Below are 21,243 nucleotides of genomic sequence, written 5' to 3'. Positions count from 1 at the left end.
CTAAGACTGATGCTGTGAGCAGGGAGAACGGGCGACCGGAGGCGGGGGCGGCGGATGCGGGCGAGCAGTTGGCCCTCATCCGGGAGGCCGTGCGGGAGACCAAGGCAGAGCGGGCGAAGCCGCGGACCTGGCGGGGGGCCGAGCTGGCGGCCGAGCTGCCGGTGGCGCGGGTGCTGGTCGACAAGGGGCTGGTGCACCTCGACCGGTATTTCGACTACGCGGTCCCGGCGGCGATGGATCACGAGGCGCAGCCCGGCGTCCGGGTCCGGGTGCGCTTCGGGGCGGGGGAGAAGGGCGGCCGGCGCGAGGGCGGCAAGCTGGTCAGCGGCTTCATCGTGGAGCGGGTCGCGGAGAGCGACTACCGGGGGGTGCTCGCCCCGGTCGCGCAGGTGCTGTCGTCCGAGCGGGTGCTGACGCCGGAGCTGCTGGCGCTGTGCCGGTCGGTCGCGGACCGCTATGCCGGGACGCTCGCCGATGTGGTGCAGCTGGCGGTGCCGCCCCGACGGGCGCGCGCGGAGGCCAAGCCCTCGCCCGCCCCGCTGCCGCCCAACCCGCCCCCGGAACCGGGAAGTTGGGAGCGCTACGGCGCCGGCGCCGGGTTTCTGGCCGCGCTCACCCGGGGGGACGCGCCGCGGGCGGTGTGGACGGCGCTGCCCGGGCCGACCTGGCCGCAGGAGCTGGCGCGGGCGGCGGCCGCGGCGCTGGCGGGCGGCCGCGGCGCGCTGGTGGTGGTGCCGGACGGGCGGGCCGCGGCGCGGGTGGACGCGGCCCTCGGCGAGCTGATCGGAGAGGGCCGGCATGTGCTGCTGACCGCCGACGCCGGGCCCGAGGAGCGCTACCGTCGCTGGCTGGCGGTCAGCCGGGGCGCGGTGCGCGCCGTGGTGGGGACCCGGGCGGCGATGTTCGCACCGGTCGCCGACCTGGGCCTGGTCGCCCTCTGGGACGACGGGGACGCCAGCCACAGCGATCCGCATGCGCCGCAGCCCCATGCCCGTGAGGTCCTCATCCAGCGGTCGGTCCATGAGCGGGCGGGATTTCTGCTGGGCGGGCTGAGCTGCACGGTCGAGGCGGCCCAGCTGGTCGAGACGGGCTGGGCGCGCGCGCTGACCGCCGAGCGCGAACAGGTCCGGGCCGCGGCGCCCCTGGTGCGTACGGTCGGCGACGGCGACGAGGCGCGGGACGCCGCCGCGCGGGCCGCCCGGCTGCCGTCGATGGCCTGGCAGGTGGTGCGGGACGGCCTCCGGCGCGGACCGGTGCTCATCCAGGTCCCGCGCCGGGGATACGCGCCCCGGCTGGCGTGCGAACGGTGCCGTACCCCCGCGCGCTGCCGGTCCTGCGCGGGCCCGCTGGAGGCGCAGGACGCCGGCGAGCTGTGCTGTGCGTGGTGCGGCCGCCCGGAGCCGGACTGGCACTGCTCCGAGTGCGGCGGCGCGCGGCTGCGGGCGCAGATCGTGGGGGCGCGGCGAACGGCGGAGGAGCTGGGCCGGGTGTTCCCGGCGGTGCCGGTGCGGACCTCGGGGCGGGACCATGTGCTGGCCACGGTGCCGGGTGCCCCCGCGCTCGTGGTGAGCACCCCGGGCGCGGAGCCGGTGGCCGAGGGTGACGGGTATGCGGCCGCGTTGCTGCTGGACGGCTGGGCGCTGCTGGGGCGGCCGGACCTGCGGGCGGGCGAGGAGGCGCTGCGCCGCTGGCTGGGCGCCGCCGCATTGGTCCGCGGCCAGGCGGCGGGCGGCACGGTCGCGGTGATCGCGGAGCCGACGCTGCGGCCGGTGCAGGCACTGGTGCGCTGGGATCCGGTCGGCCATGCGGTCCGTGAGCTGGCCGAGCGGGCCGAGCTGGGCTTTCCGCCGGTGTCGCGGATGGCTGCCGTGGCCGGCCGCGCCGACGATGTCACCGAGCTGTTGGGATCCGCCGAACTCCCCGCGGGCGCCGAGGTGTTGGGCCCCGTACCCCTTCCGGTGCCGGACCCCGCCCGCCCGCGCCGGCCGGGCGACCCGCCGCCGGGCGAGCAGTGGGAGCGTGCGCTGGTCCGGGTCCGCCCCGGCCAGGGCGCGGCCCTCGCCGCCGCGCTCAAGGCCGCCCGTGCGGCCCGGCTGGTCAAGCGGGAGGGGGAGGCCGTACGGGTCCGGATCGATCCGCCCGATCTGGGGTGAGCGTCCGCCCGGGCGGGCCGTCGGTGCGTCCCCGCCCCGGACATGGCGCCGCCCCGGGACCGAGGCGGCGTCCCGGGGCGTTGGCGAGCGGCGTGGGGGCGAAGGCGCCCGGTGTCGCGGGTGGTTCAGCCGTTGCGGGGGCCGGGGAAGGCGCCCGGCCGGGCCGGTTCGTCGCGGGCGGCCGCGGAGGGCTGGGCGGGCATGGACCGGGCGGCCGGGACGGACGGCGCACCGGGCAGTCCCGCGGCCACGGTCACCGCACGGGTCGCGGTGGTCTCGGGCGAACGCACCGCCGGCTCGGCGCCGTTGGTCTCCGCGGCGGGCTGGGCCGCGGCTCTGCGGGCACCGTAACGACGGTGTACCGCCTGTTTGGTGACGCCGAGCGCCGAGCCCACCGCGTCCCACGAGAATCCCAGCGAACGGTCGAAGTCGACCGCGGCTGTGACAAGGGTTTCGACGCTGTCCCGCAGTTCCTGGGCGAGGCGCACCGTCGGAGCGGGCGCGCGTCCGTAGACGACGAAGCCCGCGGAAGGGCCCGTGCGCCGGGGCCGGTAGACGTTGCCGAGCTGAGCGGTCAGCGTGCGCAGTGCGTCCACCTGCCGGCGCACCCGCTCGATGTCCCGCACCAGGAGATGCAGGCTGGCGCGCGCCTGGGCGTCGTGGGTTGCGTGGTCGGCCATGAGCAAGCCTCTCGAACCGGCGTGAAATAGGAAGGATGTGGTACGAGCGGGCCGCCAGAGCGGCCCGGCCCGGGTCAATGCTGTTTGACCAACGCGACAGCAGCGGCTCTGGTCACGGTATGGGGGCGTACGAGCTTTCCCACGAGGCGCGGGAATTCATGTACGCCCCCTGGAACCGTCTCCCGTGGCCCGCGTGCCGGACCCATAGACTGGTGCGTCGTTCCGCTGCGTGTGAGAGGTAGTTCGCCACCCATGAGGCTTGTCTTCGCCGGCACCCCCGAGGTCGCCGTACCCGCCCTCGATGCCCTGATCGCCTCGGACCGGCACGAGGTCGTGGCCGTGGTGACCCGGCCCGACGCCCCCGCCGGACGCGGCCGGAAGCTGGTCGCCAGCCCCGTCGCGGAGCGCGCGGAGGAGGCGGGCATCGAGGTGCTCAAGCCCGCCAAGCCGCGCGACGAGGACTTCCTGGCCCGGCTGCGGGAGATCGCGCCGGACTGCTGCCCGGTGGTCGCCTACGGTGCGCTGCTGCCGAAGTCCGCGCTCGACATTCCCGCCAAGGGGTGGGTCAATCTGCACTTCTCGCTGCTGCCCGCCTGGCGGGGCGCGGCGCCCGTGCAGCACGCGGTGCTCGCGGGGGACGAGGTGACCGGCGCCTCGACCTTCCAGATCGAGACCGGCCTGGACTCCGGCCCGGTCTTCGGGGTGCTCACCGAGGAGGTCCGGTCGACCGATACCAGTGGCGATCTGCTGACCCGGCTGGCGTTCGCCGGTTCCGGGCTGCTGGTGGCGACGATGGACGGCATCGAGGACGGCACGCTCCAGGCGGTGCCGCAGCCGGCCGAGGGCGTCACGCTCGCCCCGAAGATCGAGGTCGAGGACGCCAAGGTGGACTGGGCGGCGCCCGCACTGCGGGTCGACCGGGTGATCCGCGGCTGCGCGCCCGCGCCCGGCGCCTGGACGGTCTTCCGCGGTGAGCGCCTCAAGCTGATGTCGGCCGCCCCGGCCGTGGACCACGCGGAGTTGGGCCTGGCGCCCGGCGAACTCGCCGTCACCAAGAAGGCGGTGCACGTCGGCACGGGCAGCCACCCCGTGGAACTCATCTGGGTCCAGCCGCAGGGCAAGAAGCCGATGAAGGCCGCCGACTGGGCGCGCGGGGTGCGCATCGAGGGCGGGGAGCGGCTGGGGGACAGCGCCTAGGGGGTGGGCGAACACATCCCGTAGGGGATGCCGGCGCCCCCTGCGGGCCACAACGTGGCGGGGGCGGGCCGGTATTCCCGAGGGGCCCGCCCGAGCGCAACGCGCCGTCGCCTGCCGCACACCCCGTCCCTCTCCCGGCGCCGCCACCAGGTCCGCGTAGGCTGGGAGGAAGCCCTCATCTCGTATCCGGAGCACCTTTTCTGTGAGTCAGCAGCCAGGCCGTCGCCCCAGCAAGCCCTATCGCCGCCCGCAGAAGGACCCGGTCAGGATCCTCGCGTTCGAGGCGCTGCGGGCCGTCGACGAGCGCGACGCCTACGCGAATCTGGTCCTGCCGCCCCTGCTGCGCAAGGCGCGCGAGGGCGGGGACTTCGACGCCCGGGACGCGGCGCTGGCGACGGAGCTGGTGTACGGCACGCTGCGCCGGCAGGGCACGTATGACGCGATCATCGCGGAGTGTGTGGACCGGCCGCTGCGCGAGGTGGACCCCCCGGTCCTGGACGTGCTGACGCTCGGGGCGCACCAGCTGCTCGGCACCCGCATCCCCAGCCACGCCGCGGTCAGCGCCAGCGTCGAACTGGCGCGGGTGGTGCTCGGCGACGGCCGGGCGAAGTTCGTCAACGCCGTACTGCGCAAGGTCGCGGCCCATGACCTGGACGGCTGGCTGGAGCGGGTCGCCCCGGAGTACGACAAGGACCCCGAGGACCACCTCGGCCTTGTGCACGCGCACCCCCGCTGGATCGTCTCGGCCCTGTGGGACGCGCTCGGCGGCGGTCGGGCCGGCATCGAGGACCTGCTGGAAGCGGACAACGAGCGCCCCGAGGTGACCTTGGTCGCCCGGCCCGGCCGGAGCACCGCCGAGGAACTGCTGACGGTGGCCGGCGAGGAGAGCGCGCTCCCCGGGCGCTGGTCCCCGTACGCGGTGCGGCTCGCGGAAGGCGGTGAGCCGGGCGCCCTGGACCCGGTGCGCGAGGGGCGTGCCGGGGTGCAGGACGAGGGCAGCCAGCTCGTTGCCCTGGCGCTGGCGAACGCGCCCGTCGAGGGCACGGACCGCGCCTGGCTCGACGGCTGCGCCGGCCCCGGCGGCAAGGCGGCGCTGCTGGCGGCGCTCGCCGCGCAGCGCGGCGCCGCCCTGCTGGCGTCGGAGAAGCAGCCGCACCGCGCCCGTCTGGTGGCCCGGGCGCTGGAGGGCAACCCCGGCCCGTACGCGGTCATCGCGGCCGACGGCACCCGCCCCGCCTGGCGGCCCGGCGCCTTCGACCGGGTCCTGGTGGACGTGCCGTGCACCGGCCTGGGCGCGCTGCGCCGCCGCCCGGAGGCCCGCTGGCGCCGCCGCCCCGAGGACCTCGACGGCTTCGCCCCCCTCCAGCGCGAACTGCTCCGGCAGGCGCTCGCGGCGGTCCGGGTCGGCGGCGTCGTCGGCTACGCGACCTGCTCACCGCATCCGGCCGAGACCCGCGCCGTCGTGGACGACGTCCTCAAGGGCCGGGGCGGCGAACCGTTCGCGACGGAGTGGATCGACGCCCGCCCCCTGATGCCCGGCGTCCCGGCCCTCGGCGACGGCCCGGACGTCCAGCTGTGGCCCCATCTGCACGGCACGGACGCGATGTACTTGGCCCTGCTGCGCCGGACGGCCTGACAGCGGCCGCGCGGCCTTTGCGGCGTCCGTCGCGGAAGGCGGAAGAAGGCGCGAGCGGGCGACGGGGGATCAGGGCTGGTGGAGGTCGTCAGCGGTGCCGTCTACGGCGGGGCCGCAGCCGGGCGGAAGGTGGGCGACGACCAGCGCGACGGCCTCTTCGGCCGAGTCCGCGTCGCCGACCATCTGACGGCTTGAGCCGACGGGTTCGTTCATCCGGACCACCCGGAAGCCTCCGCCGGAGCGCGGGTACACGGACGGCACGTCGTTCGTCCAGGGGAACGCGGTGCAGCGGCTGAAGTGCAGCGACCCGTGGCTGATGAGGGGAAAGAGGGCGCGGAGCAGCGGGTGGGCGTAGGCGGCTTCGACCGCGGCGTGGATGAGACGACCTTCGCTCGCCCCGCGTACCGTGTGCCATTTGCTCGCCACGTCATCGGGCGCCTGTGATGCGGTGCTGCCTTGGGTCATCCGTGCTCCCGTTGTGGGCGTGTGGTCGGTCGGCAGAGGTTGCCGTCGATCTTGTCCCAGTGTGCTGTCCACGCCTCCGCGGCCGCCCCGTCCGCCCGGTATCCGTCCCGCCTCCTCCGGCCTTCGGCCAGCAGGCCATACTGGGGGCATGGCCTTGATCAACCCCAGCATTCTGTCCGCGGACTTCGCTCGGCTCGCCGAGGAGGCGAAGGCGGTGGAGGGCGCCGACTGGCTGCACGTCGACGTCATGGACAACCACTTCGTACCGAATCTGACCCTTGGTGTGCCGGTGGTCGAGTCGCTGAGCAAGGCGACGGACACCCCACTCGATCTGCATCTGATGATCGAGGACCCGGACCGCTGGGCGCCCCGGTACATCGAGGCCGGGGCCGGTTCCGTGACCTTTCATGTGGAGGCGGCGGCCGCGCCGGTGCGGCTGGCGCGGGAGATCCGGGCCAAGGGGGCGCGGGCGTCGATGGCGCTGAAGCCGGCCACGCCGATCGAGCCGTACGAGGATCTGCTGCCCGAGCTCGACATGCTGCTGATCATGACCGTGGAGCCCGGCTTCGGTGGCCAGGCCTTCCTGGACATCATGCTGCCGAAGATCCGCCGCACCCGTGAGCTGATCTCCCGGCACGGCCTTCAGCTGGCGCTTCAGGTGGACGGCGGGGTCTCGGCGGACACCATTGAGCGGTGCGCCGAGGCGGGCGCGGACGTGTTCGTCGCGGGCTCCGCGGTATACGGCGCGGACGATCCGGCGAAGGCGGTCCGAGACCTGCGCGAGAAGGCCGAGACGGCGACCGCGGCGGCGGGCTGGGGCTGCGCGCACTGAATTCCCGAGCGGGGGCGCGGGCGGACCGGTCCATTCCGGCCACCGGAATCTCCTCGTGGCACGGCCGCGCCGCCCCTCGTGCGGGGCGCCACCGAGCGTTCATGAGGGTCGGGGCGCTGATGGTCCCCGTTGCCGCCGGGTTTCTGAAAGGATGAGCAAAGACTCGATCAGATGCGCAAAAGGGGAGAATTTCGTGGTAGCCAGCCGCCCACAGTCCGGAATGGGCCCTGCCGAGCTGGTGCAGGCCGCGGCCATGGCCCGCCGTTTCTATCTTGAGGGCAAGTCGAAGATTCAGATCGCGGAGGAATTCGGCGTCAGCCGGTTCAAGGTCGCGCGGGTGCTGGAGACGGCGCTGGAGCGTGATCTCGTACGCATCGAGATCCGGGTGCCCTCCGAGCTGGACGCCGAACGCTCCGACGCCCTGCGGGCCCGCTACGGCCTGCGGCACGCGGTGGTCGTCGAGTCGCCCGCCGACGCTCCCCCCGCCTTCGGCGGCCAGACCCCGCCCGAGGACGCCGCCGACCCGGAGAACCTCGGCGAGGTCGCGGCCGACCTGCTGGGTGAGCTGGTCGCCGAGGGCGATGTGCTGGGCCTGGCCTGGGGCCGGTCGACCATTCACATGGCCGCCGCGCTGCACCGCCTCCCGCCGTGCACCGTCGTGCAGTTGACCGGTGTCTACGACGCGGGGACCGCCGACCGCGGCTCCGTCGAGGCGGTCCGCCGCGCGGCCGATGTCGCCGGCGGCGAGGCGCACCCGATCTACGCGCCGATGCTGCTGCCCGACTCGGCGACGGCTGAGGCGCTGCGCCGCCAGACCGGCATCGCCCGCGCCTTCGACTACTTCGACAAGGTCACCGTCGCCTGTGTCTCCATCGGCTCCTGGGAGCCGGGCGTCTCGACCGTCTACGACATGCTGACGGACCAGGAGCGGGAGCACTACGCCTCGCTGGGTGCCGCCGCCGAGATGTCGGCGCACCTCTTCGACGCCGAGGGGCGGCGGATCGGCCGGGACCTCGGCGAGCGGTGCATCACCGTCGAGGCGGACCGGCTGCGCCGTATCCCGGAGGTCGTCGCCATCGCGGGCGGCCGGCGCAAGGCCGCCGCGATCGGTGCGGTGCTGCGCTCCGGGCTGGTGACGAGCCTGGTCACGGACACCGCGGCCGCCGACCATCTGCTGTTGGAGACCGGCCCGGGGCCGCGCCCCGCACTGGACCGGGCGGACCCTGACGGGGCGTGACGCAGGCCGGAGCCGGAGCCGGGGCGTGACGTACGCCGGAGCCGGTCGCGGTGCGTGATGTACGCCGGGGCCGGACACGGAGCCGGACCCGGCGCCGAGCGGCCCGCGTAAGCCCGGGACCGCGCCCCCCCGGCAGGCACCCCGGCCGCGGTCATCGACGAGCAGCCTGCGCGGCCCTGTGACAGCATCGGCGCATGGTGATCCGCTTCTCCCCGCGCCGTGCCGCCGCCGTCCTCGGCGCGCTGCTCGCCGGGCTGCTCCTGGTGCTGACCGGGTGCTCCATGGGCGGTGGCGCCAACGGGAGTTCGCCGGCGGCGCCGCGGTCCACCGCGACGGCCGTCGACGGTACGCCCCGCGCTTCCGGTGTACCGGACTGGGCGCAGGGCATGCCGGTCGTGCCGGTCGGCGAGCTGCCTTCGCAGGCCCGGGACACCCTGCGCCTCATCGACGCCGGCGGTCCCTTCCCGTACGCCCAGGACGGGACGGTGTTCGGCAACCGGGAGCGGCTGCTGCCCCGTCAGCCGCGCGGCCACTACCACGAGTACACCGTTCCCACGCCGGGCGCACCGGACCGCGGCGCCCGCCGGCTGGTCACCGGCCTCAGCCATGAGACGTACTACACCGAAGATCACTACCGGTCCTTCAAGGCGGTGCTCCGATGACGGCTCCCGTACCCCGGCCGCTCGCCGCGGTGCTCGACGGCAGTACGCCCCCGGGGGTGCTGCCCTGGCCCGCGGAGCGCGCGGTGGCGGACGCGCTGGGCGCCGCCCGGGACGCCGGCTGGACCGGTGCGTCCCTGGATCTCGACGGGGTCGCGGACAAGGCCGCCTTCATGGAGCGGTGCGCCCGCGCGCTGCGGCTGCCGGAGTGGTTCGGCCGCAACTGGGACGCGCTCGCCGACTGCCTCACCGATCTGTCCTGGTGCCCGGCCGGCTGCGGCCGGCTGCTCGTGGTGACGGGCTGGCAGGGGTACGCGGCCGCGGCGCCCGACGAGTGGAGCATCGTCGAGGGAGTGCTGGCGGACGCGGTGGGTTACTGGCGTGACACGGACGCCGGACTGGCCGTGATCATGGCCAGGGGGCGGGCCCGGCAGGGCGCGTAGCGGCGGCCGCGGCGGCCCGACCAGCGGCGATGCCATGCGGTCCGCCGCTCAAGCGGAACATCCCCGCGCGGCAGGGACGCACCGGGCGCCGCGAGGCCCCTTGGGGGATCGCACACACGCCCGACGAAGCGCTCGGACAATCATATGACCCCTGGTCAGGGCCCGTATCCTGGCCATATGCGATTCCTGAATCCGAAGAACGGCGCGCTCGAAGAGAGTTCTTCGGTGCCCTACGACCTGACCTACGACGATGTGTTCATGGTGCCCGGACGCTCCGCCGTCGGCTCCCGCCAGGCCGTGGACCTGAGCTCGCACGACGGGACCGGGACCACCATCCCGCTCGTGGTCGCCAACATGACGGCGATCGCCGGCCGCCGGATGGCGGAGACCGTGGCCCGCCGCGGTGGCCTGGTCGTCATTCCGCAGGACATCCCGCTCGATGTCGTCACCGACGTCGTGACCTGGGTCAAGCGCCGTCATCTGGTCCTGGACACGCCGATCGTGCTGTCCCCGGTCGCGACCGTGGCCGACGCCTTGGCGCTGCTGCCCAAGCGGGCGCACGGCGCGGGCATCGTCGTCGAGGGCGGCCGCCCGGTCGGCGTCGTCACCGAGCACGACCTGGCCGGGGTGGACCGCTTCACCCAGGTGGCCGAGGTCATGTCCCGGGACCTGCTGGTCCTGGACGCGGACATCGACCCGCGGGACGCCTTCAACCGCCTCGACGCCGCCAACCGCAAGCTGGCGCCCGCGGTCGACGCGGACGGCATGCTGATGGGCATCCTCACCCGTAAGGGCGCGCTCCGCGCCACCCTGTACACCCCCGCCACCGACGCCGAGGGGAAGCTGCGGATCGCGGCCGCCGTCGGCATCAACGGCGATGTGGCCGGGCGGGCCAAGGCCCTGCTCGCGGCCGGTGTGGACACCCTCGTCGTGGACACCGCGCACGGTCACCAGGAGTCGATGATCAGCGCGATCAAGGCGGTCCGGGCGCTGGACCCGCAGGTCCCGATCGTGGCGGGCAACATCGTCGCCGCCGAGGGCGTCCGCGATCTGATCGAGGCCGGCGCGGACATCATCAAGGTCGGCGTCGGACCGGGCGCGATGTGCACCACCCGGATGATGACCGGTGTCGGCCGGCCGCAGTTCTCCGCGGTGCTGGAGTGCGCCGCCGAGGCGAAGAAGTTCGGCAAGCACGTCTGGGCCGACGGCGGTATCCGCCACCCCCGCGATGTCGCCATGGCGCTGGCCGCGGGCGCGTCCAACGTCATGATCGGCTCCTGGTTCGCGGGCACCCTCGAATCGCCCGGTGATCTCCAGCACACCGCCGACGGCCGGCCGTACAAGGAGAGCTTCGGGATGGCCTCGGCCCGTGCGGTGCGCAACCGTACGAGCGACGAGTCGGCCTACGACCGGGCCCGCAAGGGGCTCTTCGAGGAGGGCATCTCCACCTCGCGGATGTTCGTCGACCAGGCGCGCCCCGGCGTCGAGGACCTGATCGACTCGATCATCGCGGGCGTCCGCAGCTCCTGCACCTACGCGGGCGCGGCCTCCCTGGCCGAGTTCGCCGAGAAGGCCGTGGTCGGTGTGCAGAGCGCCGCCGGTTACGCCGAGGGGAAGCCGCTGCACGACAGCTGGAACTGACGCGTCACGACGGCCGCTCACCGGCCGTCGTAGCCGCCGCCCAACGGCCCCGCACCGACTCGGTGCGGGGCCGTTCGGGTAAGTGGAACCAGGGGCCCCGGTCGGTGTCACGTGTGGGAACCCGTACGATCGGAACCTGGCGCGCAACGAACGACCGCCCGCCGCGCCGGTGCGCAACGATCGTGCACTGTTGCGCAAAGAACCTGCATTACGGCAGGTCAGCGGCGGGCCGTAAGGTCAAGCGCTGTACGTGGAGTGGCGGAGACCGCCTGCTCGGCGGTCTCCTGCTGCGGGTGTGCTTCGGCATGCCCTTGTACCGACCGCTGCCGGTCGCCGTCATCCGTACCCGTCATCTGATCGGCAGCGATAAAGGAGCCACCCCAGTGTTGGAGCACGGCGCAGCCCCGCCCGCAGGGGACAGCGACCCCCGGCCCCCCTCGTCAGGGGGCCTGGCCACTCGGCTGATGCGGCGCAAGCCCGTCGAGCGGCTGGTCGCCGAGGGCGGCAAGGGCGAGGGGGGAACGCTCCGCCGCTCGATGGGCATGTGGCAGCTGACCATGATCAGCATTGGCGCCACGCTCGGCACCGGCATCTTCGTGGTCCTCGGCGAGGCCGTCCCGGACGCCGGGCCCGCGGTCATCCTCGCCTTCGTGATCGCCGGGGTCACCGCGCTGTTCTCCGCACTGTCCTACGCGGAGCTGGCCGGCAGCATCCCGGTCTCCGGATCGTCGTACTCCTACGCCTACGCCACCCTCGGTGAGCTGGTCGCCTGGGTCTGCGGCTGGTGCCTGATCCTGGAGTACGGCGTCTCGGTCGCGGCCGTCGCCGTCGGCTGGGGCCAGTATCTGAACGAGCTGCTCAGCGGCGTCTTCGGCTTCACCATCCCGGACGCGCTGTCCCAGCCGCCCGGTGACGGCGGTGTCTTCAACCTGCCGGCCCTCCTGGTCGTGATGCTCGCGATGGTGTTCCTGCTGGGCGGCGCCAAGGAGAGCGCCCGCGCCAACACGATCATGGTCGCCGTCAAGATCGCCGCGCTGCTGCTGTTCTGCGGTGTCGCCATCCAGGGCGTGCGGTCCGGCAACTACGCGAACTTCATGCCGATGGGCATGGCGGGCGTCAGCGCCGCCGGCGCGACCCTGTTCTTCTCGTACATCGGCTTCGACGCCGCCTCCACCGCCGGTGAGGAGGCCAAGGACCCGCAGCGCGACCTGCCGCGCGCGATCATGCTCTCGCTGGTGATCGTCACGGCGCTGTACTGCCTGGTCGCGGCCATCGCCGTGGGCGCGATGCCCTGGCAGAAGTTCGAGGGCTCGGAGGCCGCGCTGGCCGGGATCATGAAGGACGTCACCGGTCAGAGCTGGTGGGCCGTGCTGCTCGCCTTCGGCGCCGTCATCGCCATCGCCAGCGTCGTGCTGACCGTCCTCTACGGCCAGACCCGCATCCTGTTCGCGATGTCCCGGGACGGCCTGGTGCCCAAGGTGTTCTCCAAGGTGCACCCGAAGAGCGGTGCGCCGCGTGCCAACACCGTCATCGTCTCGCTGTTCTGCGGGGTGCTCGCCGCGGCGGTGCCGCTGGGCGAGCTGGCCGACGCCACCAGCATCGGCACCCTGTTCGCCTTCGGGCTGGTCAACATCGCGGTGATCGTGCTGCGCCGCACCCGGCCCGACATGCCGCGCAGCTTCCGCACCCCGCTCTCGCCGCTCTTCCCGGCGATCGGCTTTGTGCTGTGCGTCTACATGATGGGCAGCCTCGGCGCCGTGACCTGGGTGGTCTTCGGTGTCTGGATGGCCGTGGGCCTTGTGGTCTACTTCGGATACGGCATGCGCCGCTCCCGATTGGCCACCGCAGAGAAGTGATCCACCCGCAGTGCGACTGAACGATCTCGACGAACGCATCGTCCACGCCCTCGCCGAGGACGCCCGCCGCAGCTATGCCGACATCGGCCAGGAGGTCGGGCTGTCCGCACCGGCCGTCAAACGCCGGGTGGACCGGCTGCGGGCGGACGGCGCGATCACCGGATTCACCGTACGGGTCGATCCGGCCGCGCTCGGCTGGGAGACCGAGGGGTTCATCGAGATCTACTGCCGCCGCAACACCTCGCCCGAGGCGATCCACCGCGGCCTGTCGCGCTACCCGGAAGTGGCGTCCGCCTCCACCGTCACCGGTGAGGCGGACGCCGTCGTCCAGGTCTTCGCCTCCGACATGCGGCACTTCGAACGGGTGCTGGAGCGGATCGCGGGCGAGCCGTTCGTGGAGCGGACGAAGTCCGTGCTGGTGCTCTCCCCGCTGCTGCGGCGCTACAGCTCGGGTGCGCCGGGCTGAGCCGGTGGCCGGCGGGCGTGCCGCTCACGCCCCGCCGCGCCCGGCCCGGGTCCCGGCCCGCAGACCCCACACCACGGCGCAGCCCGCCACCAGCACCACCCCCGCCGCGATCCGGTAGCCCAGCGCCGTGGCGTCGGCGAACGCGGTGACCGCCGTGGCGCCGTGCCCGGTCCCCGCGGCGAAGCGCACCGACAGTACGGTGCCCACGACGGCGATCCCCAGCGCCGCGCCCAACTCCCGCGCCGCGCCCTGGAGTCCGGACCCCATCCCGGAGCGGTGGGCCGGTACGGACGCCACGATCGCATGCGACAGCGTCGGCATCGCCAGCCCCGCACCGGCCGCCAGCACCAGCAAAAACGCCAGGTACCAGAGGTACGGCGTGCGGGCGTCCGCGGTGGCGAGCAGCAGCAGACCGGCCGCGATCAGCGCCAGTCCCGCACCGACCGCCCTGGCCTCGCCGGCCCGCTGCGCCCAGCGCATGCCGTACTTCGTCACCGCCATCATCCCGAGGGCCAGGGGCGCGATGGCGCAGCCCGTCTGGAGCGGCGAGTACGCCTTCACGTACTGGAGGAACTGGGCGTTGACGTAGAAGAGCGCGAACATCCCGAAGAAGGTGACGGCGATCCCGAGGCTCCCGGCGAGCAGCCGCGGCAGCCGGAACAGCCGGGGGTCCAGCACCGGGTGCGCGGCCCGCAGCCCGTGCCGGACGAACAGCGCGAACACCACCAGCGCCAGGGCGAAGGCGCCGGTCACCGTGGCCGAGGTCCAGCCGCGCCCCGGGCCCTCGATGATGCCGAAGAGCAGCGCCGCCGCCCCGAGGACCAGCAGCGCCGAGCCCGGCAGATCGAGCGTCGCGGTCTGCCGGGGGATCCGGGGCGCGGCCGTCGCCACCCAGGCCAGCAGGGCCAGGGCGAGCGGCACATACGCCCAGAACAGCCCCTGCCACGGCAGGAATTGCAGGATCAGCGCGCCGCCCGCATTGCCCGCCAGCCCGCCGATACCGACCGCCGTGCTCCACGCGGCGACGGCCCCGGCCCGGCGGTCGGGCGGCGCGGTGTGCAGGAGTACGGACATGGTCGCGGGGACCAGGAGCGCGGCGCCCGCGCCCGAGAGGGCCCGGCCCGCCAGCAGCACCGGCAGCGAGGCCGCGGGCGCGCACAGCAGCGCGCCCGCCGCGAACACGCCCAGCCCGGTGAGCAGCACCCCCTTGCGGCCCACCCGGTCGCCGAGCGCCCCGGCCGGGATCAGCAGCCCCGCGAAGACGAGCACATAGGTGTCGACGATCCACAACAGCTGGGCGGGGGAGGGGTGCAGAGCGCTTGCGGCGATCTTGGGTATCGCCAGATTCATCGCGGCCACCAGCGACTGCGCCACCAGCACACAGGCGCACATCGCGGCCGTCACCGAGCGCCGCCGGGCGGAGCGGCCGACGGCCGTGGGAGGGGAGTCCGGAGGGGAAACGGTGGAGGTCATGACCGGGACGCTAAAGTCCCGTCCAGTTGACCTCAAATGCAAGGGGTGCACTCCATGATTGCGCGAAACGCAAATATCGACCTCAACCTGCTGACGGCGCTGGACGCCCTGCTCGAAGAGCAGAGTGTGACCGCGGCCGCCGACCGGCTCGGCCTCTCCGGACCGGCCATGAGCCGCGCCCTCGGCCGCATCCGCCGCACGATCGGCGACCCCGTCCTGGTGCGCGCCGGCCGCCATATGGTGCCCACCCCGCGCGCCCTGGAAATCAGGGCCGAGGTGCGCCGGTTGGTGGAGGCGGCCCACGGCGTCCTGGCCCCGTCCGCGCCCGCCGACCCGGCCCAGCTGGCCCGGGTGTTCACCATCAACGCCAACGACCTCTTCGTCACCTCCCTCGGGCCGCGCCTGGTCGCCCGCGTCGCCGAGGAGGCGCCGCAGGTCGTACTGCGCTTCCTCGGCGAGAGTCATATCGATGTGCCGCTGCTGCGGGACGGCGCCGCTGACCTGGAGATCGGCGTCATCGACAGCCGTGAGCCGGAGATCCGCAGGGAGGAGCTCTTCGTCGACCGCAGCGTCGCGGTGGTGCGCGAAGGCCACCCGCTGACCACCGGGAAACTCACCGCGCGCCGCTTCGCCGACGCCTCCCACCTCAACTTCTCCCGCCGCGGCCGGCTGACCGGGCCGGTCGACGCGGCGCTCGCCGCCCGCGGACTGCGGCGCAAGGTGATCGCCACCGTCCCGACCTTCGCCGCATCGCTGATGATGATCCGCGACAGCGACGCGGTGGGCCTGACCAACGAGCGGGCCGGAGTGGCCACGGTCCGCGGCCTGGGCCTGCGCATGCTGCCGATCCCGCTCGAACTGCCGCCGATGACCATGGAAATGGCCTGGCACCCGCGCCAGGAGGCCGACGCGGGACACCGCTGGCTGCGCGGGCTGGTACGGGAAACGGCGCTGGAGAGCCTGCGGGACGCGGCGCCCGACGAGGTCTGAAGCCGCCCGGCGCGGTGGATCGCCGCTGGTCAGGTGATGCGGACCTCCCGGGGGCAGCCGCCGGCCGTTCCCGGTGCCCCGGCCGGGCCGCACCGGCACCGGCGCAACGAATCACCGCACAGTCCCTTGAACGCGCAATGAATCGTCCATCGGCGCGCAACGGTGGCGCCTTGTCCCGGATCACCGGCGGCCCGTACCGTCAAGGCGTCCGCCTGCACCGTCCCGCCGAGGGGTCCCATGACGTCGCTGCACACCGCCCTGCTCCAGAGTTCGGGCCGGCCCGGCGATGTCGCGCACAATCTGCGGGTGATCGAGGACGCGGCCCGCGCGGCGGCGGCCACCGGCGCCGGACTGCTCGCCTGCCCCGAGCTCTTCCTCACCGGCTACGCCATCGGCGGCGACGTCCACCGCCTCGCGGAGACCGCCGGCGGCGACAGCGCGCAGGCCATCGGGAAGATCGCCGCCGAGCACGGCATCGCGGTGCTCTACGGCTACCCCGAGCGCGCCGCGCAGGACGAGGCCGACAGCACCGCGGTGTACAACTCGGCACAGCTCATCGGCCCCACCGGCGAGCGCCTCGCCAACTACCGCAAGACCCACCTCTTCGGCTGCTTCGAGCAGGAATGGTTCACCCCGGGGGAGCGGGCCGTCGTCCAGGCCGAGCTGGCCGGACTCCGGATCGGTCTGCTGATCTGCTACGACGTGGAATTCCCGGAGAACGTCCGGGCCCATGCGCTGGCCGGCACCGATCTGCTGCTGGTGCCCACCGCGCAGATGCACCCCTTCCAGTTCGTCGCCGAGTCCGTCATCCCGGTCCGCGCCTTCGAGAACCAGATGTATGTCGCGTACGTCAACCGGGTCGGCGCGGAGGGCGAGTTCGAGTTCGTCGGCCTCAGCTGCCTGGCCGGCCCGGACGGGGTGGTCCGCACCCGCGCCGGCCGCGGCGAGGAACTGGTCCGGGCCGATGTCGACCCCGCGTTCCTCAAGGAATCCCGGGCGGGCAACCCCTATCTGCACGACCGCCGGCCCGAGCTGTACGGCCCGCTGACGTGACCTGACCCCGCCTTCCCCCTCCCGATCCGCCGCAGGCCGGCCCACCCGGCCTGCACTGCCCTGCCTGCTGTGCCCTGTCTGCAAGGAGCCCGTCCCCCATGACGTCCACGGTGCCCACCGCCGCCCACCACGCGGATGCCCAGCCGCCGATCACCATGTTCGGCCCGGACTTCCCGTACGCCTACGACGACTTCCTCGCCCACCCGGCGGGCCTCGGCCAGGTTCCCGCGACCGAGCACGGCAAGGAGGTCGCGGTCATCGGCGGCGGCCTCTCCGGCATCATCACCGCCTACGAGCTGATGAAGATGGGCCTCAAGCCCGTCGTCTACGAGGCGGACCGAATAGGCGGCCGGCTGCGGACCGTCGGCTTCGAGGGCACTCCGGCCGACGCCGCGGGCCTGACCGCCGAGATGGGCGCGATGCGCTTCCCGCCGTCCTCCACGGCGCTCCAGCACTACATCGACCTGGTGGGCCTGGAGACCACGCCGTTCCCCAACCCGCTGGCCGCGGACACCCCCTCGACCGTCGTCGACCTCAAGGGCGAGTCGCACTACGCCCGTACCGTCGAGGACCTCCCCGAGGTCTACCACCAGGTCATGAACGCCTGGAACGCCTGCCTGGAAGAGGGCGCGGACTTCTCCGACATGAACCAGGCGATCCGCGAGCGCGATGTCCCGCGCATCCGCGAGATCTGGTCCCGGCTCGTCGAGAAGCTCGACAACCAGACCTTCTACGGCTACCTCTGCGACTCGACGGCCTTCAAGTCCTTCCGCCACCGCGAGATCTTCGGCCAGGTCGGCTTCGGCACCGGCGGCTGGGACACCGACTTCCCCAACTCCATCCTGGAGATCCTGCGGGTCGTCTACACCGAGGCCGACGACCACCACCGCGGCATCGTCGGCGGCAGCCAGCAGCTGCCGCTGCGCCTGTGGGAGCGCGAGCCGGCGAAGATCGTGCACTGGGCGCCGGGCACCTCGCTGTCGTCGCTGCACGACGGTACGCCCCGGCCCGCGGTCACCCGCCTGAACCGCACCGCCGGCAACCGCATCACCGTCACCGACGCCCACGGCGACATCCGCACCTACGAGGCCGCCGTCTTCACCGCGCAGTCCTGGATGCTGCTGAGCAAGATCGCCTGCGATGACTCGCTCTTCCCCATCGACCACTGGACGGCGATGGAGCGCACCCACTACATGGAGTCCAGCAAGCTCTTCGTCCCCGTCGACCGGCCCTTCTGGCTCGACAAGGACGAGGACACCGGCCGGGACGTCATGTCGATGACGCTGACCGACCGGATGACCCGCGGCACCTACCTGCTCGACAACGGCCCGGACGAACCCGCCGTCATCTGCCTCTCCTACACCTGGTGCGACGACAGCCTCAAGTGGCTGCCGCTGGAGGCGAACGAGCGGATGGAGGTCATGCTGAAGTCGCTCTCGGAGATCTATCCGAAGGTCGACATCCGCAAGCACATCATCGGCAACCCGGTCACCGTCTCCTGGGAGAACGAGCCCTACTTCATGGGCGCCTTCAAGGCGAACCTGCCCGGCCACTACCGCTACCAGCGCCGCCTGTTCACGCACTTCATGCAGGACCGCCTCCCCGAGGACAAGCGCGGCCTGTTCCTCGCCGGCGACGACATCTCCTGGACGGCCGGCTGGGCCGAGGGCGCCGTACAGACCGCACTGAACGCGGTGTGGGGCGTCATGCACCACTTCGGCGGCACGACGGACGCCACCAACCCGGGCCCGGGCGATGTCTACGACGAGATCGCCCCGGTGGAACTGCCGGAGGACTAGGGCGACCAGGGCGTATGGCAGGAGTGGGTCACCCCGGTGATCCACTCCTGCGCCTTCGGCTCACGCCGCGGTGCGGTAGTCGTGGCCGCAGAGTTCGCGGAAGCCGGCCTGCCCGTACAGCCGGAGCACGGTGCGGCGGCGGCCGTGCGGGGAGCGGGCGGCATGGCGTCGATGACCGGGGCGCGGATCAGCCGGGCAGCGGAGTCAGCAGCATCCGCCCCACCAGGCCCACCCCGGCGTCCAGCCGTTCGGTGAGCTCCTCCGTCACATCCGGCAGTCGGCGGACGCTCCACAGCGCGCGGGCCGCCGCCCAGGCGCCGTCCCTGGCCTTGTCCAGGCTCCAGGACCCGATCAGATGCGTCAGTGGATCGGCGACGTCCAGCACATCGGGGCCGGGCATCAGCAGCTCACGGATCCGCTCCTCCAGGCTCGTCAGCACGCCGCCGACCCGGTCGAAGTCGTGCTCCAGCGCCGCCGGTTCGCAGTCCAGCGCCCGGCAGGTGTCCAGTACGGCCAGCGCCAGATCGTGGCCGATGTGGGCGTTGATCCCGGCCAGGGCGAACTGGAGCGGGCGCACTCCCGGGTGGCGGCGGAGCTGGAAGAGCGGCCGCCAGCAGGCCGGTGGCCGCAGTCCGGCGGCCGCGGCCTCCACCGCGTCGAAGTAACGCCGCGCGAAGCGGATGTCCAGCTCGCCGGTGGCCGCCGGATCCTGGAACGTACCGTCCCCGATGCGGCGCGCCACCGCTTCGGTGACGGCGAGATAGACCCCGTTGAAGACGGCCACCCCGTCCTCGGCGGGCAGCCCCGCGGACAGCGCCCGCATCCGGGCCAGCACTTCCGTCACGCCCGTGTCCGCCTCGGGCCCCGTGGCGGTCGGGGGGCGGGCGGCGGATCCCCCGGCCGGGCCCGTGCGGCTGCCGGGGACGCCGAATTCCTGAGTTGTCGTCATCCACTCAGCGTGACAGTGGAATTGCGGATAGTGAGGAATGCTGGTCGTCGATGACCGAAAAGGGGTAATCGACGGCGCGCCCGCTTGTGGTGTGCCGTGCTCTGCCGCGCCCCGGAAACCGGCCGGTCAGCCTTTCTCGTACGGAGCCCGGCGGCCTTCCGCACACCGCGGAATCCCCGTGCGGAGGGCGGCTGAAATACGCACCCTGCCTCGGCCACCCGAATACGCCTCGGCGTCAGTTTGTCCAGACGCGGTCGTTCGACTATGAATCACCTCGGCTCTGTGACGTGCAGGGCGTCGCAGAGTGGAGAGTGATCATGGCCGGCTTCGGGTGGAAACTGCATGGGGACGGGCGCCATCTGAAGCCCGGCGAGGTGGTCAGGCCCGGAGAACGCCTGACGTGGGGGCGGACGATCGCGCTCGGCGCCCAGCATGTGGTGTCGATGATCGGGGCGTGTTTCGTCGCCCCCGTGCTGATGGGGCTGGACCCCAGCCTCGCCCTGATGGCGTCGGGCGTCGCCACCGCACTGTTCCTGGTGATGACCCGCGGACGCATCCCCAGCTACCTGGGCTCCTCGCTCTCCTTCGTGGGCGTCTCCGTCGTGATCGCGGGCCAGGGCGGTGACGCCGGCACCCTGACGGGCGCGATGCTCGTGGTGGGCGCTTGCCTGGCCGGCTGCGGTGTCGCCATTCATGTCGTCGGGGCCCGGGTGATCCACGCTGTGCTCCCGCCGACCGTGACCGGCGCGGTCGTGATGCTGATCGGCTTCAACCTCGCCCCCGTCACGGCCTCCACCTACTGGCCCCAGGACCAGTGGACGGCCCTGGCGACGATGATGTTCACCGGACTCGCGCTCGTCGTGCTCCGGGGTTTCTGGTCGCGCATCGCCATTTTCCTGGGCCTGGTCTTCGGCTACGCCCTGTCCTGGATTCTCGACCGCACCGCGGGAAAGATTCACTCCGTCAATGGCGCGGGCAAGCTCACGGACCACTGGCGCATCGATTTCTCCGGCGTCGAAAAGGCCGACTGGATCGGCGTTCCCACGTTTCACGCACCGAACTTCTCGGCCTCCGCGATTCTTGTCGCGCTGCCGGTCCTCGTCGCGCTGATCGCGGAAAACGCCGGCCACATCAAGGCGGTCGGCGCCATGACCGGTGACCCGCTGGACGACAAAATGGGTATGGCCATCGTCGCCGACGGCACGGCAACCGTCCTGTCGACCGCGGTGGGCGGCCCCGCCACCACGACCTACGCCGAGAACATCGGCGTCATGGCGGCCACCAGGGTCTACTCCACCGCGGCCTACTGGGCGGCGGCCGGCTTCGCTCTGCTCTTCGGCCTGTGCCCGAAGTTCGGCGCGGTGGTGGCGGCGATCCCCGGCGGGGTGCTGGGCGGTATCACCGTCATTCTGTACGGCATGATCGGCCTGCTGGGAGCCCAGATCTGGGTGCGGAACAAGGTGGACTTCTCGGTCCCCCTGAACCTCATCCCCGCCGCGGCCGGGATCATCATCGCCATCGGCGGCGTCTCGCTGAAGTTCACCGACAACTTCGAACTCAGCGGCATCGCGCTGGGCACGCTCACCGTGCTCACCGGCTACCACTCCCTGCGCTGGCTCTCCAGCGCGGCGTCCCGGCCCCGCACCCCACTCCTCGACGCGGGGACGAGTGAGTACGGGGAGCGTGGCGACGGCGAGGGCTGAGGGGGCGACGG

General features: G+C 72.9%; 18 protein-coding genes. 14 read left to right on the top strand and 4 right to left on the bottom strand.

Going from position 1 to position 21,243, the window contains the following annotated elements; translation table 11 throughout:
• The first annotated feature begins 14 nt into the window (after nucleotides 1–14).
• Nucleotides 15–2,153 (top strand): primosomal protein N', encoded by a 2,139-nt coding sequence (locus QT196_RS07515; RefSeq protein WP_266736163.1) that lies wholly within the window; start codon nucleotides 15–17, stop codon nucleotides 2,151–2,153.
• Nucleotides 2,154–2,278: 125 nt separating this feature from the next.
• On the opposite strand, the gene QT196_RS07510 is transcribed toward QT196_RS07515, so the two are convergent.
• Nucleotides 2,279–2,833 carry a hypothetical protein gene (locus QT196_RS07510; RefSeq protein ID WP_168478187.1) on the bottom strand — a complete coding sequence of 185 codons (555 nt, stop codon included), beginning with the start codon at nucleotides 2,831–2,833 and terminating at the stop codon, nucleotides 2,279–2,281.
• A 252-nt stretch (nucleotides 2,834–3,085) separates the two neighbouring features.
• Between QT196_RS07510 and fmt the strand changes: the two genes are divergently transcribed.
• The gene (gene fmt / locus QT196_RS07505; protein ID WP_168478186.1) at nucleotides 3,086–4,030 is read left to right on the top strand and encodes a methionyl-tRNA formyltransferase; all 945 of its coding nucleotides are present in this window, start codon (nucleotides 3,086–3,088) and stop codon (nucleotides 4,028–4,030) included.
• Between the two features lie 202 nt (nucleotides 4,031–4,232).
• Nucleotides 4,233–5,666, top strand: a complete 1,434-nt coding sequence (locus tag QT196_RS07500; RefSeq protein WP_266736166.1) for a transcription antitermination factor NusB — start codon at nucleotides 4,233–4,235, stop codon at nucleotides 5,664–5,666.
• Nucleotides 5,667–5,735: 69 nt separating this feature from the next.
• On the opposite strand, the gene QT196_RS07495 is transcribed toward QT196_RS07500, so the two are convergent.
• Nucleotides 5,736–6,131: a DUF6193 family natural product biosynthesis protein gene (locus QT196_RS07495; RefSeq protein ID WP_168478184.1), complete on the bottom strand. Its 396-nt coding sequence runs from the start codon at nucleotides 6,129–6,131 to the stop codon at nucleotides 5,736–5,738.
• 148 nt (nucleotides 6,132–6,279) lie between these two features.
• Here QT196_RS07495 and rpe point away from each other — a divergent pair, with 148 nt between their 5' ends.
• The 7 genes from rpe (at nucleotide 6,280) to QT196_RS07460 (ending at nucleotide 13,265) form a co-directional block, all read left to right on the top strand.
• Nucleotides 6,280–6,963: a ribulose-phosphate 3-epimerase gene (gene rpe, locus QT196_RS07490; protein WP_168478183.1), complete on the top strand. Its 684-nt coding sequence runs from the start codon at nucleotides 6,280–6,282 to the stop codon at nucleotides 6,961–6,963.
• A gap of 220 nt (nucleotides 6,964–7,183) precedes the next feature.
• Entirely contained in the window at nucleotides 7,184–8,200 is a 1,017-nt protein-coding gene (locus tag QT196_RS07485) for a sugar-binding domain-containing protein (RefSeq protein ID WP_042156821.1), read from the top strand.
• Nucleotides 8,201–8,394: 194 nt separating this feature from the next.
• Nucleotides 8,395–8,862 carry a ribonuclease domain-containing protein gene (locus tag QT196_RS07480; protein ID WP_290354645.1) on the top strand — a complete coding sequence of 156 codons (468 nt, stop codon included), beginning with the start codon at nucleotides 8,395–8,397 and terminating at the stop codon, nucleotides 8,860–8,862.
• The gene (locus QT196_RS07475; RefSeq protein ID WP_168478181.1) at nucleotides 8,859–9,302 is read left to right on the top strand and encodes a barstar family protein; all 444 of its coding nucleotides are present in this window, start codon (nucleotides 8,859–8,861) and stop codon (nucleotides 9,300–9,302) included. Before QT196_RS07480 ends, QT196_RS07475 begins: the two co-directional genes overlap by 4 nt.
• 177 nt (nucleotides 9,303–9,479) lie before the next feature.
• Nucleotides 9,480–10,943: a GuaB1 family IMP dehydrogenase-related protein gene (locus QT196_RS07470; RefSeq protein WP_168478180.1), complete on the top strand. Its 1,464-nt coding sequence runs from the start codon at nucleotides 9,480–9,482 to the stop codon at nucleotides 10,941–10,943.
• A 383-nt stretch (nucleotides 10,944–11,326) separates the two neighbouring features.
• A complete protein-coding gene (locus QT196_RS07465) occupies nucleotides 11,327–12,799 on the top strand; it encodes an amino acid permease (protein ID WP_168483621.1) in 1,473 nt (490 codons plus the stop codon).
• A gap of 10 nt (nucleotides 12,800–12,809) precedes the next feature.
• Nucleotides 12,810–13,265 carry an Lrp/AsnC family transcriptional regulator gene (locus QT196_RS07460; protein ID WP_030076492.1) on the top strand — a complete coding sequence of 152 codons (456 nt, stop codon included), beginning with the start codon at nucleotides 12,810–12,812 and terminating at the stop codon, nucleotides 13,263–13,265.
• Nucleotides 13,266–13,289: 24 nt separating this feature from the next.
• Here the strand turns inward: QT196_RS07460 and QT196_RS07455 are convergent, their stop codons facing one another.
• Complete coding sequence (locus QT196_RS07455) at nucleotides 13,290–14,738, bottom strand: MFS transporter (RefSeq protein ID WP_290354644.1); 1,449 nt, start codon at nucleotides 14,736–14,738, stop codon at nucleotides 13,290–13,292.
• 54 nt (nucleotides 14,739–14,792) lie between these two features.
• Between QT196_RS07455 and QT196_RS07450 the strand changes: the two genes are divergently transcribed.
• The 3 genes from QT196_RS07450 (at nucleotide 14,793) to QT196_RS07440 (ending at nucleotide 18,580) form a co-directional block, all read left to right on the top strand.
• Nucleotides 14,793–15,728: a LysR family transcriptional regulator gene (locus QT196_RS07450; RefSeq protein ID WP_168478178.1), complete on the top strand. Its 936-nt coding sequence runs from the start codon at nucleotides 14,793–14,795 to the stop codon at nucleotides 15,726–15,728.
• A 237-nt stretch (nucleotides 15,729–15,965) separates the two neighbouring features.
• A complete protein-coding gene (locus QT196_RS07445; RefSeq protein WP_266736176.1) occupies nucleotides 15,966–16,781 on the top strand; it encodes a carbon-nitrogen hydrolase family protein in 816 nt (271 codons plus the stop codon).
• A 98-nt stretch (nucleotides 16,782–16,879) separates the two neighbouring features.
• Nucleotides 16,880–18,580 (top strand): NAD(P)/FAD-dependent oxidoreductase, encoded by a 1,701-nt coding sequence (locus QT196_RS07440; protein ID WP_168478176.1) that lies wholly within the window; start codon nucleotides 16,880–16,882, stop codon nucleotides 18,578–18,580.
• A gap of 187 nt (nucleotides 18,581–18,767) precedes the next feature.
• On the opposite strand, the gene QT196_RS07435 is transcribed toward QT196_RS07440, so the two are convergent.
• Nucleotides 18,768–19,529: a DUF5995 family protein gene (locus QT196_RS07435; protein WP_266736178.1), complete on the bottom strand. Its 762-nt coding sequence runs from the start codon at nucleotides 19,527–19,529 to the stop codon at nucleotides 18,768–18,770.
• Between the two features lie 317 nt (nucleotides 19,530–19,846).
• Between QT196_RS07435 and QT196_RS07430 the strand changes: the two genes are divergently transcribed.
• Nucleotides 19,847–21,232, top strand: a complete 1,386-nt coding sequence (locus QT196_RS07430; RefSeq protein ID WP_168478175.1) for a solute carrier family 23 protein — start codon at nucleotides 19,847–19,849, stop codon at nucleotides 21,230–21,232.
• Nucleotides 21,233–21,243 lie beyond the last annotated feature (11 nt).

This window comes from Streptomyces sp. P9-2B-2 (assembly GCF_030406865.1).
GTDB classification, from domain to species: Bacteria; Actinomycetota; Actinomycetes; order Streptomycetales; family Streptomycetaceae; genus Streptomyces; species Streptomyces platensis.
Note: the sequence above shows the minus strand (reverse complement) of the source record. Positions and strands in the feature narration are given on the sequence as shown.